Source organism: Tenacibaculum sp. (assembly GCF_048269885.1).
Classification (GTDB): Bacteria; Bacteroidota; Bacteroidia; order Flavobacteriales; family Flavobacteriaceae; genus Polaribacter.
Window position 1 is genome coordinate 55,418 of record NZ_JBLWTZ010000002.1, and the last position, 16,142, is coordinate 71,559.

Here is a 16,142-nt window from a genome sequence, read left to right on the forward strand (position 1 = left end):
ATTTAAGTGAGGCTTTTTATACTTTTAATTGTCTTCTTTATTAAAGAGTTTCTATTCTTTAAACTTTTGTTTTAAAATAATAAAATGTTAAATAAAAAAATTACACGCAACCTTTCGATTTCTGTAGCGTCTGGTCAATAATAATTTGATACAACTCCATTAATTCTATGAAAAACATCTTTTTAATAACTACTCTTTTCTCTTTACTATTTGCTTGCAGTAGCGAAACTAAAATTGATTTACCAGAACCTCCTTTAGATAACTTAGAAGTTTACACCTTACCCGTAGTCGTACACATAATACATGGCGGAGAAAGTATAGGCGAAGGCTTTAACCTAGCTACCGAACGTATTAAAGAACAAATTCAATCTTTAAATCACGATTTTAGAAGAGTAGCAGGCACTTTAGGAGAAAACAACTCCCCGCTTAGTGGTGACTCATTTATTCAATTTAAACTTGCAGAAATAGCCCCTAACGGAAACCCGACTAACGGAATTAACCGTATTAATTATTACGACAACACTCCCGTAAGAGGTGATAAAGACAGATTTGATTGGCTTCCTGAGTTTGAATATTGGAACCCTGATAAATATATCAACATATGGGTATATGGCGGGTATGCGCCAAATACATTTGCTGGCGCAGCTTCTTTTCCTACCACTAACTTACCTGGAATAGAAGATGAGTTAAAAACCATAGGTGATGGTATTTTAATTAATGTTCATCATTTTGGAAAATCCGATGTTTCTGGAGGTCTCAATCTTGGTAAAACATTAACCCACGAAATGGGACATTTCTTAGGTTTATTACATATTTGGGGAGCTGCTCTTGAAGGAAAACCTTGTTATGACCATGACGATTTTATTGATGACACACCACCTGTAAGTAGTGCTATTGATGGTTGTGATGGGACAATTCCTAAAGCTTGTGACGGACAACCTGCTCCTGTAAGCAACTATATGAATCTTACTGATGATAGATGTATGAATATATTCACCAAAGGGCAAATTAAACGAATGAGATATGTACTTGAACATGCAGAAAGAAGAAAAACACTAATTACTTCTGATGTAATAAATAGATAACTTAATTATTGAAAATTTTAACTAGACAAATAAGTAGAAATAGTTTTATCTCTACTTATTTTTTATAAAACTGTTTTGTTTTCAACACTAATTTCAGAACCTTCTAGTAAAAATACAGAGCTAGGTTTTTGACTCTGCAAAAAAGAAAAATGCGCTCCATAAGTAGCTTTAAAATCAATGTTAATTGTATGGTTAATTACTGGATAATATTTCCATGTAGGATGCTTTACTTCGTATTCAGTTGTTCTATTTTTATCCTTAGCATATCCCCAATAATGCTCTGCTATGAATTCAATTTGGGTATTCGGTTCAATCGCTATTGATTTTTGTAGGCTTTCAACGGATATTGAATTCCATTTCTTATTTATTTTCCATTGATAAGACACTTTAAACATATCATCTTTCTCAGTCCAACTGTGTTTCATAGGTAATGTTTGATAGTTTTCTTTATAAATAGTATTCGCTACAAAGGTTATAGCTGGCTTAGGTACTATTTCTTTTATAAAAACTACCCCTCTCTTATCTTTTCTTTTTACATAAAATCGAAGGTTTACTTCTTCAAAATTTACATGAAAAGGAATTTTTACCCCTAATAACTTTGTATTTAAAAACATAAAACCGACAACACTTATATAGCATTTGTTCTCATAAAAATCTAACTTAGTACCTTTAGGTATAAACTCTTTTAGCACGTCTGGATTAACCTCATAATTTATCATGACCAATTTTCGCCATTCTGCTTTTAAAAAACTCATATAATTTCATTTTTAGTTAATATATATACTCCAAGTTACTATACTGATATATATCCAAAAACATGTAAAAAAAACGTGAATAGCTGTTTCGAACTTTTTTCCTCTCCACAATTTAGGTGAATACACAAATAACTGCATAAACAATCTAATAGACCAAAAAATAGCAAAGCCTAATATAATTTTTCTTCCAAGGTTTGTTTCTATCAATTCTTTACTTTCTAACACTAAAATACTTCCCATTAAAAACACTGTTAGTGCTATAAAAAAAGTATGAACCATCATCATTTGCCTATTCATTAAACTAAGATTCTTTAATTCATCTTTCCAATTAAAATATTTTGGAAAAATAACATGTATTAAAGCCAAAAGCATTAACAAACCCCCTATAATCTTTAAGTGAACCTCCATAACTATTTCTAATTTTTATTAAATTTTTCAAGAACAAAAACCGACATAAACGGTGTGAATTTTATCTCTTCTTCTAGTTTCAAATTAGCTTTTTCAAATACGGTTTTCCAAGTTTTTCTTGAAAAAAAATGTATAAACCCAATTGAAAATGCTAAAAAGTTTGGTAAATCTCTAAGATGTTCAACTACTAAAATTTTTCCATCATCTTTTAAAACCCTAGAACATTCATTAAAAAAAAGCTCTTTCTCCTCATTAGATCTCACCTCATGAGCCGCTGAGAGTAAAAACAAAATGTCAATAGATGAATCTTTTAATGGAATTTTACTTGTACTAATCGATTTAGTAGCTGGGTATATCCTACTCACTTTTCTTGCTCTTTTTATAGCCTGTTCAGTATGCCTTGTTTGATCGTAAAAATCGAAAACCTGCAAATTTGATGACTGAAACTTGTTTTTTAGAATGAAACTAGTCTCATCAAAACCTGCGTTAATATTCACAAGGTTATTATTCCCTTTTAAGTTAATAGTATCTACCCACTTAAAATCATAGTATTTCGAAAAATCATATACATAAGCAGAGACTAGCAAGGGAGCTAACAATCCGTAAATAATAATTACAACTAAAAACCACTTTAGGTAATCATTGTAGTTAAATAAATAGTATCCCAAAACAACCGCTAACAAAGCTATTAAGCCAGTGTAATAAAAATGCCTATTGAAACTAAGTATGTTTAATACTCCTTGAAACTTTCTTCTTCTTCTTATTTCCATAATTCAATTTTCCCTCTTTTCCAGTAGTATGGAACGTTTTTAATAATAAATGAGTTAGCAACTCTCACATTTTTAAATCCAAGGTCTTTTATAAATGAAAAATTATAATCGACAATTTCAATAGGCTTGGGTTTCCAATTATTTCTTACTCCTTCAATTATTAATACTTCTTTTTTAGGCTTATTATATGTAAAAGTAAATGGTAAAGGCCCCGCAAAGCGCCTTGCTTCTTTCCAATCAGAAAAAGGCGAAAACTTTGGTAATGACACATCACTTTCTTGATCCTTAAACACTATTTTAAAATCTGATTTTATTGAACTAATACTTATTTTATCACCTAGTTTAGTCTGCTCAATATCAGAAGTTGTGTAGTTATAATGAGTAAATAAATTTCCGGCTATCTCCATTCTTTTACTATTCGTTTCTGATTTTAAAATATACAGTCCTCTTAGTCTCTTTCCTTTTGAATTGGTATATCTTACAAAAATGCGATAGCCAATTAAAAAGAAGTCATTCCCTAAAATTTTCGGAAATCCTTTTGGTCTTAAATTTTTAGTTTGTACCATGGCTACTGCTAAAAAAGCCCACTGATTATTAAAAGTATCCAAGTCCAAACATTCAGGAATAAAGTCTTCTAAATGTTCCTTTGGTATTGCTAAAGTTGTAACAATTGAAGTTTCAAAAAATGCTTCAACAGCAAATGGATGATTTTTTAGTTTCTCCTTCATGCTACAGTATTTTTAGGATTTAACTTAAATTCATTTACATAAACTATAAATACAAACAAAGCAGCAAAAATTATATTAAGCTTACCCCAGAGTAATATGTCTGAAGTAATCATAAATTCAATTACATTCATTGTTGAAACAATTACAATCTGTGTTATTGCGTTTAACCTTGATTTATAATTAGAAATGATCCATATGACCATGACAATTTCCAATATTCCTATCATCGTAGTTAACTCTCTTGCATAACCAGTATTGATTATTTCCCCTATTATTTCTTGATGTCTCGGAACGAGGTTAAGAATTTTACAAAAGATTCCATTTATCAACCAAACACAAACAATTAGAGGTATTAATATTGCAGATAAGTACTTTTTATTCATTTTTGAATTTTCAGAAATTTTTGAAAGATTATATATAAATTTTTTTACTTTTTAATCATTTTAGTAAAGTTTGATAACAACCAATGCTCGTCTGCTTTAATCGCTTTCTCCAAAATACCGTTAACTGTTTTAGTAACTGATGATAAATCATTCATTACTTTTTTAAAAGCTTCTGCTTCTTCTGAAGTGTCATGAACATCTTCTTGTAATTCATCTAATACTTTTAAAACAGGCTCAATTTCTCTTTTTTTACGTTCTTTAGTTACTTGTTTAAACAATTCCCAAATATCTTTATCGGCTACGAAAAATTCTTTTCGTTCTCCAACTACAAATTCTTTACTTACAATTCCCCAATCAATTAGAGCACGTACATTCATATTTACGTTACCTCTTGAAATCTTTAGAGTTTCCATAATTTCATCAGCAGAAAGAGGCTTTGTAGACACTAATAGCAACGCATGTACTTGTGCCATGGTCTTATTAATACCCCAGCTGGTAGCTAAACTTCCCCAAGTATGAATGTATTTTAATTTTGCGTCTTCTAATTTCATACTGCAAACATACAACATTTTATTAAACTTTCAATAATTATTGAAAATAAAAAAACAAAGATTTTAACCTAACTAAAAACAGTCTTTTTCCTTGAAAACGAATAATAAACATAGCATACTTTACTATTTTCTAATCAAATCATAAATAAACATGAGTGCACAATTGTATTTTATTACATCTGGTAAAATGACTATCCAATTAAACGGAATGGCCTTTGGTAAACATTTAAAAGATCCTGTAAAAAACATAAAACATTTCGGAACGAAACAACATAGTCTAGAATTGGTTTCTAATAATCCAAATAACTTTACTGATTGGGGGATTATAGAATTGATAGACCTACATCCTTCAATGGGACAGTTAACTGTATCTATTGATTGTGATGATTGGGGATGGTTCGGTACTGCCCAAATTCAATTAAAAATGAACAACCAAATTGTACTTAACGATAATTTTCAATCGGGAGTTAAAGGTCCAATAGGCAATCCACTTCGTATAAAAAGATTTCCTATTACCAATTTTTAAATTCTATTATTACATAAAAAACATTTTATTATCCTTACAATTAATTTTGTAAGGTTTTTTTTATTTTCAAAAAAAATGAAACTTTCTTGTAATAATTTTACTTTTCAGAATACCTATCAAGAAAACCAAATTTTGAGTAACGATTTTTATATAACATCCATTTTACCACATGCTGGTATTATTATTAAAATATGTAGAGCTTATACGGACTCTCAAGAAGACTTTGAAGACTTTTATCAAGAAGCTTGCTTACAAATATGGAAAAGTAGAGATGCATTCCAAAATAAGTCGAAATGGTCTACTTGGATTTACAGAATTACGTTAAATGTTTGTTTAACCTTAGCAAAGAGAAATACTAAAAAAGAATATTCTTTAGAGAAAACTCCCAATTTATCGGAGGATAATAAAGCTTTTCAAAACGAAGATTTAAACTTGTTATATGATGCTATTAAAAAATTATCTGAAGTCGACAGAGCGATAATTTTACTGCATTTAGAAGAAAATCCTTACAAAGAAATTGCTGCAATTATTGGAACTAGCGCTAACAATATTGCGGTACGCATTAACAGAATTAAAAAACAATTAAAAGTAATACTAGATGGAAAAATCAATTGAAAAAAGATGGAATGAAGCTTTCATTCATGAACAATCATTAATCGCTCCAAAAATTAACGACATCTACAACCAGAAATCTAAATCGGTCATTAATAAAATTAAAAGAACCTACGAATTTGACAACAAAGGCTTGCTTCCTATGGCTGGAATTGTAGTTATTGGGGGGATCCTTTTATCTGAAACTGTTATTGGGGCATACGGTGCTTTTTTAATCTTAAGTTTGTACTTTTTTAATACGAGATTATTAAAAAGATTTAAGACTATTGATGTTAAATCTGACAACCTAACCTATTTAAAAAATTATAGAAGTGTAATTAACTCGGTATCTAAAGCCACAAAAAAGCTATTTGTTTTTGCAATTCCACTAGCAATTGTATCAATTTTTGCTCTCGCTTATAGTGTGAAAGAAAAAAGCTTTCTATCGAACTATATTTCCAGTGACTCTTCATTCTTAGACATTATAGGAGTGGGACTCATCGTAGCAATTGTCACAGGAGGTATTGGTTTTATAATCTATACTATTTCCACTCGAATTTTATATCACAGCCTTATATCTAAACTTGATGATATTATTAAAGAAATGGAAGAATTAAAAAATTCTTAATCAACCATAAACCAGCGTTGTTGTATATGACTCTGGTTTACTTTTTTGTTCTTGTTCGCTTACGAAGTTTAAAAACTCTATCGTCATAATAGGCTTTCAATTCATCAACAAACGACATAGGGTTTTCATAGGTTGTTAAAACTTTATAGGTATAACTCTCTAATAAGTCTTTCAATACTTTTTCTAATCGCTCAACTTCTTTTACTAAATAAGAAGTGCTATTGGTTGTCTTTTGAATTAGCGAAATATCTTTATCAAAACATATAGTCGTATTACCTCCAAAAATATGTGCATGAAAAGCTGCCAACTCTTCCAAACTTCCATTTTGATATATTTCAATTAGCTTTGTTGTTGTTTCTGTCGCTTTAACTTGTTCATTTTCCTGCATCGAGAATTTATCAGGATGTACATGCAACATCGCTTCTTTATATAATCTTTTCTTCTCTTTTTGATTAATTTTTTCTACTATCTCTTTTTTTGAAACAGGCACAATCTCCTTAGGTTCTTTGTAATTTTTACCTTTTCGCTTTTGTACTAATCTTTTCTCTTTTTTTGCTTTCTTTTGTTTCTTATATAAAACAACTAGTTCTCGTTCTTCTACCAACAAATCAGCAATTGCATTGCGTAATGATTGTTCAAAAGGAAACAATTTAGTTTCAACGGAAGTAATTTCAATCTCAAGGTTTTTAATTCTCCCATGCAGTCTTGAAATTTCATCTGACTTAGATTCTGTAGGAAAGTTTTCTTTACTCATGTATAATAAACTTATCTCTTCCTTTGTAAAATAGTTAACCCTACTCGTATTTTCTCATATGGAACTTGTTCTCCTAAAAACTCAAAATACGGTTTTAAAGCAGTTTCATTTTTCAATACTTTTTTGGCATTTGCTACCAAGGCTAAGGTATCCGCTTCTATAAATTCATCCAAACTCACATCTTTCCCTTCTAAATACAGTTTGGATAAATGAGAAAAAATAGTGGTAGGTTTTAGTCCTCGGTTTTCTGCTATTTCTTCAACCGTAAACCCTTCTTTGTACAACTTAAAGGTTTCTAAAGTAGTGTCTTTTTTAGTCCGTTTCTTTTCGTTTAAAAAAGTTGTAATCTCTTCCATAAACTCTGCTCCATACACTTCTAACTTTCGTTGTCCCACTCCGCTTATTGCCAAAAACTCTTCATCGGACTGTGGCCTTTCGTTTTCTATTTCTCTCAGCGTAGCATCATTAAATACCAAATACGCTGCAATGTCTTCTTCTTGAGCAATACGATAACGTAGCTTTCGCAAACGTTCAAATAATGTGTCTTTAACTGTCTTTTTTCTCTTCTCTTTTATTGTTTCTTTCACTTCTTTTTGAAACTCTATAGGTGTAGTTAACTGTACTTTTTCTCCTTCAAAGAGTACTTTATTTGAAAAATCAGTAAGTTGTAAACTGTTATTTAAATGAAAAGCTATTTGACAATACCCTTGGTTAGTTAATTGAATTAAATAGTGCTGCCAATCTCTCCAAGAGATATCTTTGCCCACACCGTAAGTCTTTAATTTATCGTAGTTTTTATCTAAAACTGTAGCGTTTTTTGCTCCTCTAAGCACCTCTATCACCGTTCCCATAGCTTCTTTTCCTTGTAGTCGATAAATAGCTGACAACCCTTTTTGGGCAATCACAGTTCCATCAAAAAATTGTGGTGGATTCTTACACACATCGCAATTCCCACAATTATCTTCTATTAATTCTCCAAAATAACTAAGTAATATTTTTCTTCGGCAAACCGTAGCTTCCGCAAATTGCTTCATACGCTCTAATTTTGCCTCTTGTACTTCCTTATTCCCCGTATTTTCAATAAACTGACGCAATTGAATAACATCAGCATAGCTATGAAATAATAACGCTTTTGCTGGTAATCCATCACGACCTGACCTTCCTATTTCTTGATAATAGCCTTCAATGTTTTTAGGCATATTGTAATGGATTACCCAGCGAACATTCGACTTGTCAATCCCCATTCCAAAAGCAATGGTAGCACAAATTACCTCGCAGTCGTCTTTAATAAACGCCTCTTGAGTTTTAGCTCTATCTTCAAAAGATAATCCTGCATGATATGCTTTTGCATCAACATTGTTTTGTTGCAATTTGCTAGCTAATTGTTCTGTAGCTTTCCTACTTAAACAATAAATAATTCCTGCTTCGTTGGGTCTTCTTTGTATAAATTTGATGATTTGCTGGACTCTATCATTTGCTGGGCGTACTTCTAACCCAATATTTTCTCTATTGAAAGAACTTATAAATTGAGTAGCATTGGGTACTGCTAATTGCTCTAAAATGTCTTGTTGTGTAGCTTTATCTGCTGTAGCTGTAAGTGCTACGATAGGAACCTCTGGTAATGACTTTTTTAAAAAAGCTAGTTGTTTATAAGAAGGGCGGAAATCGTGTCCCCATGCAGAAATACAGTGTGCTTCATCTACAGCAATACAGTTTATATAAGATTGGCTCAATATATTTTGGAGTAAGGATAAACTTTCTGGAGCAACATATAGCAACTTTATCCTTTTTGAAGCTATGGCTTCAAACACTTCTTGTTGTTGTGCTGTTGATTGACTACTGTTAAAAAAAGTAGCAGGAATTCCGTTCGCTCTTAAACTATCTACCTGGTCTTTCATCAAAGCAATTAAAGGGGAAATTACCAATGTTACCCCTTCAAAAAACAATGCGGGTAATTGGTAACATATCGATTTCCCTCCCCCTGTAGGCATGATAACCAAGGTATCTTTTTTTGCCAGAACATTTTCAATAATAGCTTGTTGCTTTAAACGAAAACGATCGTACCCAAAATTTACTTTTAATTTTTCTAACAATTCTTGTTTTGTAACCTGCATCATTTGGCAAAAATAGGAATAAAAAAAACCAAGAATGGTTGTTTTTAAGAGTTGTTCTTAATGATTTTTAGTAAAAAAACGACTAAATACCTTACTAATAATAAAGAGTTTATTTTTTTTTTCTATCTTGGAAAACAAAAATAGATTTCATGAAAAAAATTATACTCTTATTCGTCGCCCTAATAGCTTTCAATTTATCTGCTTTTTCTCAAGCAAAGAAATTATCCATTATAGTAAAAGGACCTGATAACAAACCTGTTTCTGGTGCCGTAATTCTTATTGACAATGTAAAACAAAAAAGATGGACTAACGCCAAAGGTGAGTACAAAATAAAATTAGAAAAAAGCCCCAAAGAAATTAGCGCGTATTCTCCTAAAATAGGAATTATTAAAGTTCCATACAATGGAGAAAAAAAAATAATCCTTAAAATAAAAGAAGGAAGCGACCATTATGTTACTGGCGATGCCAGAAGTAAAAGTATAAACCCTATTCAATACAGAGATATTTACGATTACCTTAGAGGTCAGGTTCCGGGTGTTAACGTATCAGGAGCTAACAACATTAATATAAGAGGCTATAATAGTGTAAATGGGAGTACGACTCCATTGTTTATATTAAATAACACTGCTGTAGATAAAACTATTTTTAGCAACATTGTTCCTACTACTATTAAATCCATAAAAGTACTTAAAGGTCCTGAAACCTCTGCTTATGGATCTAGGGGTGCCAATGGTGTTATTATAGTCGAAACACGTTAAAACACAATAAAAAAAGCTGAGTTTTAAAACTCAGCTTTTTTTATTGTTTATTTTATATCCTGTAACAATACCTCCACAGCCTTCTTTAACTGGGCATCTTCTCCTCTGTCTTTCCAACCAGGTGCATTTTTTACTAAGTAATCGGGTACAGCTGGTGCTTCATTCTCCATATTCTCTCCTGATTTCTTTACATACCACGCTCTAAATGGCATACGAATCATTCCGTTTTGTAAGCGCTTCCCACCTGTAGAAATTACCGCTCCAAAAGTTGGTTGGCCTACTAGTTTCCCTAAGCCTAAGTTTTTAAAAGCATGTGAGAAAATTTCAGCATTAGAATAACTATTCTCATTACATAATGCTACCATTGGCTTGGTATTTACTGATAAAATAGCTCGCTCGTTAAACGGATAGTTCTCTTTAAATTGCTCGTGATTTTTTAAGCTTTTTACAGCTCCTCTCGGAACTGTATACGCATGTTGATCTACATTTAACACCGCCATTAATCGATCTGTTGTCCAACCACCGCCATTGTAGCGAACGTCAATTACAATTCCTTTTTTCCCATAACCACTTGCTTTAAGTTCACGTTCAAAACGTTCAAAACTTGGCATATTCATTCCCTGAATATGGATATATCCTAATTTTCCATTTGAATACGTTTCTACCAATTTCTTTCTTGAGTTTACCCACTCTTCATATTGTAAACTTCTCAATGAGCTTTCTGGGCGTAATACGACTTCTTTACCGTTGTTTAAACTCAATAAAATCTCTTTTGACTGAGTGTTCTTTAATAAACTGTAAAAATTCGTATTCTTTTTTATCTCTCGTCCGTTAACAGCTGTAATAATATCCCCTACTTTTAACTTGCTAGTTGATTTGTCGGCTACTGAATTTGGTAAGACATAAGAAACCTTTACTCCTTTATTAGTGTTCTCTACTTCTAAACCTATTACCCCTACCTTATCGCTTGTATTTCTTGGTGCACTTCCTCGATAGCCCATATGACTAGCGTTTAACTGACCTAACAATAAATTAAACATATATTCGTAATCTTGATGCGTCGTTGCTGACAACACCCAAGGCTTGTATTTTTTCACTAAAGAGCTCCAGTTATAGCCATGAAATTCTGGGTCGTAAAAACCAGCTGTTAAAGCACGGATTCCTTCTTCAAAAACTTGTCGATACACTTCTGCTCTGTTTGTTGTATGGGTAGCACTATGTGGCAAGTTTGTAACCTTATCGGATGTTGTATTTAATTCTGCTAATTTTCCTCTTGACGTAAAGTAAACTTTGTTTTTAGTTGAAGTAAAATTACGTGCATTAACCACTCCTTTTACCAATTTTGGTTTGCTACCATCCCATTTAACTTTATAAGTACTTCTTTTTTCTGTTGCAGGATTGGTTGCCGAGAAATAAATAAATTCGCTATCTCCACTAAATACAGGACTGTACTCATCATCTTGTAAAGAAGTTACTTGTACTAAACGATCATAAATCTTATCCTCGTCAATTTTCACAACTACTTCTTGCTTCTTTTTCTTTCCTTTTTTCACCTCTTTCTCTTTAGAAGGTTCTTCTTTCTTCTGAGAATAATACGCTCCTTCTTCATGATCTAATTTTGATTTTTCCCAATCTGATTTTTCTAACCAAACCATCCAAACATTGTAATTAATTCCACTTCTATTTGATAAAAAAGCCAACTTTTTTCCGTCAGCACTCCAAACTGGATTACGGTCACTTCTAGGGTGCATAGACACATTCATTTTGGTAGACGGATTTGCTACAGATTGAATAAAAATTTCACTATCAAAATTTAAATCTTCTTGTGAATAGGCTATGTATTTACTATCTGGACTCCAAGAAACACCTTCTGCTTCTGCCCAAGAATTAGAGTACTCTTTAGGATTTGTTATTGTTCCTTTTTTAATATCAGCAATCATTAAAATACCTCTTCCTACTTGGTAAGCTATTTTTTTTCCATTTGGTGAGACCAAGGAATATTCAATATCTTCTTTACTGTTGGTTAGTTTAGAAACTTTTGTTTTTAAACTGCGATGTAACCCTACTAAAGTATCTGTAGAAACCGTACTGTACAATTGATAAACTCCGTCTCTATCAGAAGAAAAAACAACTGTTTTATCATCTAACCATTGTGGATTAATGTCTCTATAAGGATGCTTACTTATATTGTTTGAACGTTTCTTTTCTTTATTGTTTTCCTTGACAAAGATTTCTCCATTAACTTCTAGTGCTACATTTTTACCATTAGGTGAAACGGCATAATTACGAATATCTCCCGAAACTGTTTTCGTTTCCTCTTCGTCAAAACGATTGTCAGAAACAAGCTCTAAATTAATTTTTTGAACTTTCCCATTTTCTAGCTTAAAAGCATCTGCTCCACTAGTATATACAATCGTTCCATTGTTACTTACTGAAAATGTTTGCACCCCATCTTTCGTTTGATTTGTTAATTGAATGGCTGCTTCATTTGCAATTCCATTTACTGAAATTACTTGTTTGTAAATATTATATCGTCCGCTTTTTGCCCCGATGTAGTATAAATTTCCAGCCATATCCCAAACTGGAGAGTAATCATTTTTATTACTCGTTGTTATTTGATGGTATTCGTTTGTTTCTGTGTTATAAATCCAAATATCACGTTGCGCAGAACCTGAGTAATCTTCACGAGCAATACGACACGCTCCTTTGGTAAAAGCGATTAATTTTCCGTTAGGAGATACCGAAGCCATTTCACCATAAGCCGTTAATAATCGTCGAGGTGTTTCTCCTTTTTCATTAACTACATACATTTGTTTATCCCATTCAGGACCTCTTAACACGCGACCAGTCGTAAAAACAATATCTCCTTCTTTTGTCCAATCTGTGGGAATATTAACTGTTGGATAGTAGGTTAACTGTTTAGGAACTCCTCCTTTGACAGAAGTTACAAATACATTATCATTTCCTTTTCTATTGGATGAAAATGCTACTGCTGTTCCTTTCTTATTCCATACAGGATTACTTTCGTAACCTTTATGAATTGTTAACCTTTTTGTTTGCTGATTGTTAAAATTATACAGCCATATATCGCCATAATAACTAAATGCCATTTGAGAAGCATCAGGGCTTATCACTGGTTTACGAATTAATGTATGCTGCGCAAATAAAAAATTACTTGCCATTAAAGCCATCCCTAAGAATATCTTTTTAGTCATGTTATTTGATTTTAAATCCCCAAATTACTTCATTACGACTAAAACTCTCTTAAAATTAGGAATATATTAACAATTCTTAACAGTTCTCACAAAATTACTTATCTCTTCAACCCCATTTTTTTCTAATTCTTTAATAAAAGCGGATCCTATAATAGCTCCATTCATGTACTCGCAAGCTGCCGTAAAAGTTTTGTTATCTGAAATACCAAAGCCTACAATCAGCTTACTTTGCAAGTTCATAGCTTGAATTCTTTTAAAATAATTAATTTGTGCTAATGAAACTTCTCCTTTAGCCCCCGTAATTGAAGCAGATGCAACTACATAAATAAAAGCGTTTGTTAAAGAATCTATTTTGCGAATACGTTCTTCAGACGTATGTGGCGTGATTAAAAACACGTTTGTAATCCCATATTTTTCAAACAATTGTTCATAGTGATTTTCATATTCAACCATTGGCAAATCTGGGATAATCACCGTATCAATTCCGCAATCTTTTACTTTTTGACAGAATTTATCTTCTCCATATTTAATAATCTGGTTTAAGTATCCCATTACTACTAATGGAGCTTTATTTGAACCTTTAATCGTTGTTAATTGTTCAAAAACCACATCGAGATTCATCCCGTTTTTGAGCGCTACATCACTACTATGCTGAATCGTTGGTCCATCAGCTAATGGGTCGGAATAAGGCAACCCTACTTCTATAAAATCGACACCACTATCACTTAACTCAGTAATAATTTTTGCGGTATCTTCTAGCTTAGGAAAGCCTGCCGTAAAGAAAATTGACAATAAATTGTTTTCTTTTTGATTGAATATATCTTGAATTGAGTTCATTTTCTATGGTTTTGTCAGTTCGAGTGATTTTCGACTTTAGGAGAAAATCGTATCGAGAACTTATTACATCTCGATACAAATTTGTTCGTTCCTCACAAATTCACTCGATGTGACATTCTTTTTAACTATTAGCTTAAATGTTTTATATATGTTTCTAAATCTTTATCACCTCTTCCTGATAAATTCACTACAATTACTTGATCTTTTTGTAAATCCATTTTTGGCAATACTGCCAAGGCATGTGCACTTTCCAATGCAGGAATAATTCCTTCTATTTTTGTCAATTCGTAGGCAGCATCTAGTGCTTCTTTATCTGTAGCATTCATAAACCTTGCTCGTTTGGTTTCGTGCAAATAGGCGTGTAATGGCCCCACTCCTGGATAATCCAATCCTGCTGAAATTGAATAAGGCTCAACAATTTGCCCGTATGCATCTTGCATTAAAATTGTTTTACTTCCGTGAATCACGCCTACTTCTCCTAATTGTGAAGTAGCAGCACTTTCTCCTGAATTAACTCCTAATCCTGCCGCTTCAACTGCTATCAATTCTACTTCTTCATCTTCCAAATAATGATAAAAAGCACCTGCGGCATTACTTCCTCCGCCTACGCAGGCTATAATAGTATCAGGATTTTCTTTACCCGTTTGTTCTTTTAGCTGTACTTTCATTTCTTCTGAAATCACTGCTTGCAATCGCGCTACCATATCTGGATACGGATGCGGTCCTACCACTGAACCAATTAAATAATAGGTATCTGGGTGTTGAATCCAATAACGAATTGCTTCATTCGTAGCATCTTTTAGTGTTTTGCTTCCACTAGTTGCTGGTACTACTTTAGCGCCTAGCATTTTCATACGAGCTACATTCGGTGCTTGCCGTTGGATATCTGTTTCCCCCATAAAAACAACACACTCCAACCCCATTAAAGCACATACTGTTGCTGTAGCGACACCATGTTGTCCTGCCCCTGTTTCTGCAAGAATCTTAGTCTTTCCTAAATGTTTTGCTATTAAAATCTGGCCAATGGTATTGTTTACTTTATGCGCACCTGTATGGTTTAAATCTTCTCGTTTTAAATAAATAGTTGCTCCATATTTCCCTGACAATCTCTTTGCTAAATACAATGGACTTGGGCGCCCAACGTAGTGCTTTAATAAGTCTTTATATGCTGTTTGAAACTCTTCAGATTCTATAATTTGTATATAATTGTCTTCTAACTCTTTTACGTTTGGGTACAACAATTCAGGAATAAATGCTCCTCCAAATTGTCCGTAATACCCGTTATGGTCTGGTTGAAATTTCATATGATTAGCTGTTAGCTGTTAGCTTTTGGCAATAAGCCTTAAACTGTTCTATTTTTTTTACTGATTTTACTCCTGGTTTTATTTCAAACTTGCTATTTACATCAATGGCATAACAATATTGAGAGGCTTCTCTTTTAAAAAAAGATTCTAATTCGTCTATTTCTTCTAAACCTATGCCCCCGCTTAAAAAGAAAGGTTTGGTTGAGTTATAGTTTTGCAAAACTTGCCAGTTAAATGTTACTCCGTTTCCTCCACGCTCTTTTCCTTTGGTATCAAACAAAAAGTAATCTACTACCTCTTCGTAAGGTGTTAAGACCTCAAAATTAAATTTATCTTTAATTCCAAACACCTTGATTATTTCTAGTTTTGGTAAATGTTTTTTTAACCTTTGAATGTATTCGACAGATTCATCTCCATGCAACTGAATGGCTTCTAATTGATATTCTTCTATTAAAGAAACCACTATCTCTAAATATTCGTTTACAAAAACACCTACTTTTTTGACTCCTTTTGGCAATTCTGGAATGATACCTTCAAAATTTCTTGGTGATTTTTCATAGAAAATAAACCCTAAATAGTCAGGTTGTAATTCAGCTACTTGCTGAATATTTTCTATAAACTTCATTCCACAAACTTTTAGTTTCATATTATTTATATTTCGTCACTTCGAGTAATTTTCGACTTTGTGATAAAATTGTATCGAGAAGTACTTATTCTCGGTACTAATTTATTCGT

17 protein-coding genes are annotated in these 16,142 nt (G+C 32.3%); 5 read left to right on the forward strand and 12 right to left on the reverse strand.

Annotated elements, in window-relative coordinates:
• Positions 1-167 precede the first annotated feature (167 nt).
• The gene (locus ACN0WY_RS01565; protein ID WP_417799325.1) at positions 168-1,085 is read left to right on the forward strand and encodes a M43 family zinc metalloprotease; all 918 of its coding nucleotides are present in this window, start codon (positions 168-170) and stop codon (positions 1,083-1,085) included.
• 62 nt (positions 1,086-1,147) lie between these two features.
• On the opposite strand, the gene ACN0WY_RS01570 is transcribed toward ACN0WY_RS01565, so the two are convergent.
• From ACN0WY_RS01570 to ACN0WY_RS01595, 6 genes are read right to left on the reverse strand one after another with little or no spacing between them, the layout of a single operon-like run.
• Entirely contained in the window at positions 1,148-1,840 is a 693-nt protein-coding gene (locus tag ACN0WY_RS01570; RefSeq protein WP_417799326.1) for a YqjF family protein, read from the reverse strand.
• Positions 1,841-1,852: 12 nt separating this feature from the next.
• Positions 1,853-2,248: a hypothetical protein gene (locus ACN0WY_RS01575; protein WP_417799327.1), complete on the reverse strand. Its 396-nt coding sequence runs from the start codon at positions 2,246-2,248 to the stop codon at positions 1,853-1,855.
• Between the two features lie 8 nt (positions 2,249-2,256).
• Positions 2,257-3,018: a methyltransferase domain-containing protein gene (locus ACN0WY_RS01580; protein WP_330487423.1), complete on the reverse strand. Its 762-nt coding sequence runs from the start codon at positions 3,016-3,018 to the stop codon at positions 2,257-2,259.
• Complete coding sequence (locus ACN0WY_RS01585) at positions 3,009-3,746, reverse strand: DUF2071 domain-containing protein (protein WP_417799328.1); 738 nt, start codon at positions 3,744-3,746, stop codon at positions 3,009-3,011. Before ACN0WY_RS01585 ends, ACN0WY_RS01580 begins: the two co-directional genes overlap by 10 nt.
• Entirely contained in the window at positions 3,743-4,129 is a 387-nt protein-coding gene (locus ACN0WY_RS01590) for a DoxX-like family protein (RefSeq protein WP_417799329.1), read from the reverse strand. The genes ACN0WY_RS01585 and ACN0WY_RS01590 overlap by 4 nt, the downstream gene beginning before the upstream one ends.
• 44 nt (positions 4,130-4,173) lie before the next feature.
• The gene (locus ACN0WY_RS01595; RefSeq protein WP_417799330.1) at positions 4,174-4,680 is read right to left on the reverse strand and encodes a GbsR/MarR family transcriptional regulator; all 507 of its coding nucleotides are present in this window, start codon (positions 4,678-4,680) and stop codon (positions 4,174-4,176) included.
• Positions 4,681-4,831: 151 nt separating this feature from the next.
• Here ACN0WY_RS01595 and ACN0WY_RS01600 point away from each other — a divergent pair, with 151 nt between their 5' ends.
• The 3 genes from ACN0WY_RS01600 (at position 4,832) to ACN0WY_RS01610 (ending at position 6,425) form a co-directional block, all read left to right on the forward strand.
• Positions 4,832-5,206, forward strand: a complete 375-nt coding sequence (locus ACN0WY_RS01600; protein WP_159489871.1) for a hypothetical protein — start codon at positions 4,832-4,834, stop codon at positions 5,204-5,206.
• A 132-nt stretch (positions 5,207-5,338) separates the two neighbouring features.
• Positions 5,339-5,821 carry an RNA polymerase sigma factor gene (locus ACN0WY_RS01605; RefSeq protein ID WP_417799479.1) on the forward strand — a complete coding sequence of 161 codons (483 nt, stop codon included), beginning with the start codon at positions 5,339-5,341 and terminating at the stop codon, positions 5,819-5,821.
• A complete protein-coding gene (locus tag ACN0WY_RS01610) occupies positions 5,805-6,425 on the forward strand; it encodes a hypothetical protein (RefSeq protein WP_417799331.1) in 621 nt (206 codons plus the stop codon). Before ACN0WY_RS01605 ends, ACN0WY_RS01610 begins: the two co-directional genes overlap by 17 nt.
• Before the next feature lie 37 nt (positions 6,426-6,462).
• Here the strand turns inward: ACN0WY_RS01610 and ACN0WY_RS01615 are convergent, their stop codons facing one another.
• Together ACN0WY_RS01615 and recQ are read right to left on the reverse strand one after the other, a co-directional pair.
• Entirely contained in the window at positions 6,463-7,179 is a 717-nt protein-coding gene (locus tag ACN0WY_RS01615) for a hypothetical protein (RefSeq protein WP_417799332.1), read from the reverse strand.
• 11 nt (positions 7,180-7,190) lie between these two features.
• Positions 7,191-9,296 (reverse strand): DNA helicase RecQ, encoded by a 2,106-nt coding sequence (gene recQ / locus ACN0WY_RS01620; RefSeq protein WP_417799333.1) that lies wholly within the window; start codon positions 9,294-9,296, stop codon positions 7,191-7,193.
• Positions 9,297-9,442: 146 nt separating this feature from the next.
• On the opposite strand from recQ, the gene ACN0WY_RS01625 reads away from it, so the two are divergent.
• Positions 9,443-10,051, forward strand: a complete 609-nt coding sequence (locus ACN0WY_RS01625; protein ID WP_330487431.1) for a TonB-dependent receptor plug domain-containing protein — start codon at positions 9,443-9,445, stop codon at positions 10,049-10,051.
• 47 nt (positions 10,052-10,098) lie between these two features.
• Here the strand turns inward: ACN0WY_RS01625 and ACN0WY_RS01630 are convergent, their stop codons facing one another.
• The 4 genes from ACN0WY_RS01630 to ACN0WY_RS01645 form a co-directional block, all read right to left on the reverse strand.
• Complete coding sequence (locus ACN0WY_RS01630; protein WP_417799334.1) at positions 10,099-13,266, reverse strand: S41 family peptidase; 3,168 nt, start codon at positions 13,264-13,266, stop codon at positions 10,099-10,101.
• A gap of 66 nt (positions 13,267-13,332) precedes the next feature.
• On the reverse strand, positions 13,333-14,103 hold the full coding sequence (gene trpA, locus ACN0WY_RS01635) for a tryptophan synthase subunit alpha (protein ID WP_330487433.1): 771 nt from the start codon (positions 14,101-14,103) through the stop codon (positions 13,333-13,335).
• A gap of 128 nt (positions 14,104-14,231) precedes the next feature.
• Positions 14,232-15,407, reverse strand: a complete 1,176-nt coding sequence (gene trpB, locus ACN0WY_RS01640) for a tryptophan synthase subunit beta (protein WP_417799335.1) — start codon at positions 15,405-15,407, stop codon at positions 14,232-14,234.
• 4 nt (positions 15,408-15,411) lie between these two features.
• Entirely contained in the window at positions 15,412-16,032 is a 621-nt protein-coding gene (locus ACN0WY_RS01645; RefSeq protein ID WP_417799336.1) for a phosphoribosylanthranilate isomerase, read from the reverse strand.
• Positions 16,033-16,142 lie beyond the last annotated feature (110 nt).

Bases quoted from the DNA above. Each gene is read 5' to 3' on its own strand.
- ACN0WY_RS01565 (WP_417799325.1), top strand. From the start codon at position 168: ATGAAAAACATCTTTTTAATAACTACTCTTTTCTCTTTACTATTTGCT.
- ACN0WY_RS01570 (WP_417799326.1), bottom strand. From the start codon at position 1,840: ATGAGTTTTTTAAAAGCAGAATGGCGAAAATTGGTCATGATAAATTAT.
- ACN0WY_RS01575 (WP_417799327.1), bottom strand. From the start codon at position 2,248: ATGGAGGTTCACTTAAAGATTATAGGGGGTTTGTTAATGCTTTTGGCT.
- ACN0WY_RS01580 (WP_330487423.1), bottom strand. From the start codon at position 3,018: ATGGAAATAAGAAGAAGAAGAAAGTTTCAAGGAGTATTAAACATACTT.
- ACN0WY_RS01585 (WP_417799328.1), bottom strand. From the start codon at position 3,746: ATGAAGGAGAAACTAAAAAATCATCCATTTGCTGTTGAAGCATTTTTT.
- ACN0WY_RS01590 (WP_417799329.1), bottom strand. From the start codon at position 4,129: ATGAATAAAAAGTACTTATCTGCAATATTAATACCTCTAATTGTTTGT.
- ACN0WY_RS01595 (WP_417799330.1), bottom strand. From the start codon at position 4,680: ATGAAATTAGAAGACGCAAAATTAAAATACATTCATACTTGGGGAAGT.
- ACN0WY_RS01600 (WP_159489871.1), top strand. From the start codon at position 4,832: ATGAGTGCACAATTGTATTTTATTACATCTGGTAAAATGACTATCCAA.
- ACN0WY_RS01610 (WP_417799331.1), top strand. From the start codon at position 5,805: ATGGAAAAATCAATTGAAAAAAGATGGAATGAAGCTTTCATTCATGAA.
- ACN0WY_RS01615 (WP_417799332.1), bottom strand. From the start codon at position 7,179: ATGAGTAAAGAAAACTTTCCTACAGAATCTAAGTCAGATGAAATTTCA.
- recQ (WP_417799333.1), bottom strand. From the start codon at position 9,296: ATGATGCAGGTTACAAAACAAGAATTGTTAGAAAAATTAAAAGTAAAT.
- ACN0WY_RS01625 (WP_330487431.1), top strand. From the start codon at position 9,443: ATGAAAAAAATTATACTCTTATTCGTCGCCCTAATAGCTTTCAATTTA.
- ACN0WY_RS01630 (WP_417799334.1), bottom strand. From the start codon at position 13,266: ATGACTAAAAAGATATTCTTAGGGATGGCTTTAATGGCAAGTAATTTT.
- trpA (WP_330487433.1), bottom strand. From the start codon at position 14,103: ATGAACTCAATTCAAGATATATTCAATCAAAAAGAAAACAATTTATTG.
- trpB (WP_417799335.1), bottom strand. From the start codon at position 15,407: ATGAAATTTCAACCAGACCATAACGGGTATTACGGACAATTTGGAGGA.
- ACN0WY_RS01645 (WP_417799336.1), bottom strand. From the start codon at position 16,032: ATGAAGTTTATAGAAAATATTCAGCAAGTAGCTGAATTACAACCTGAC.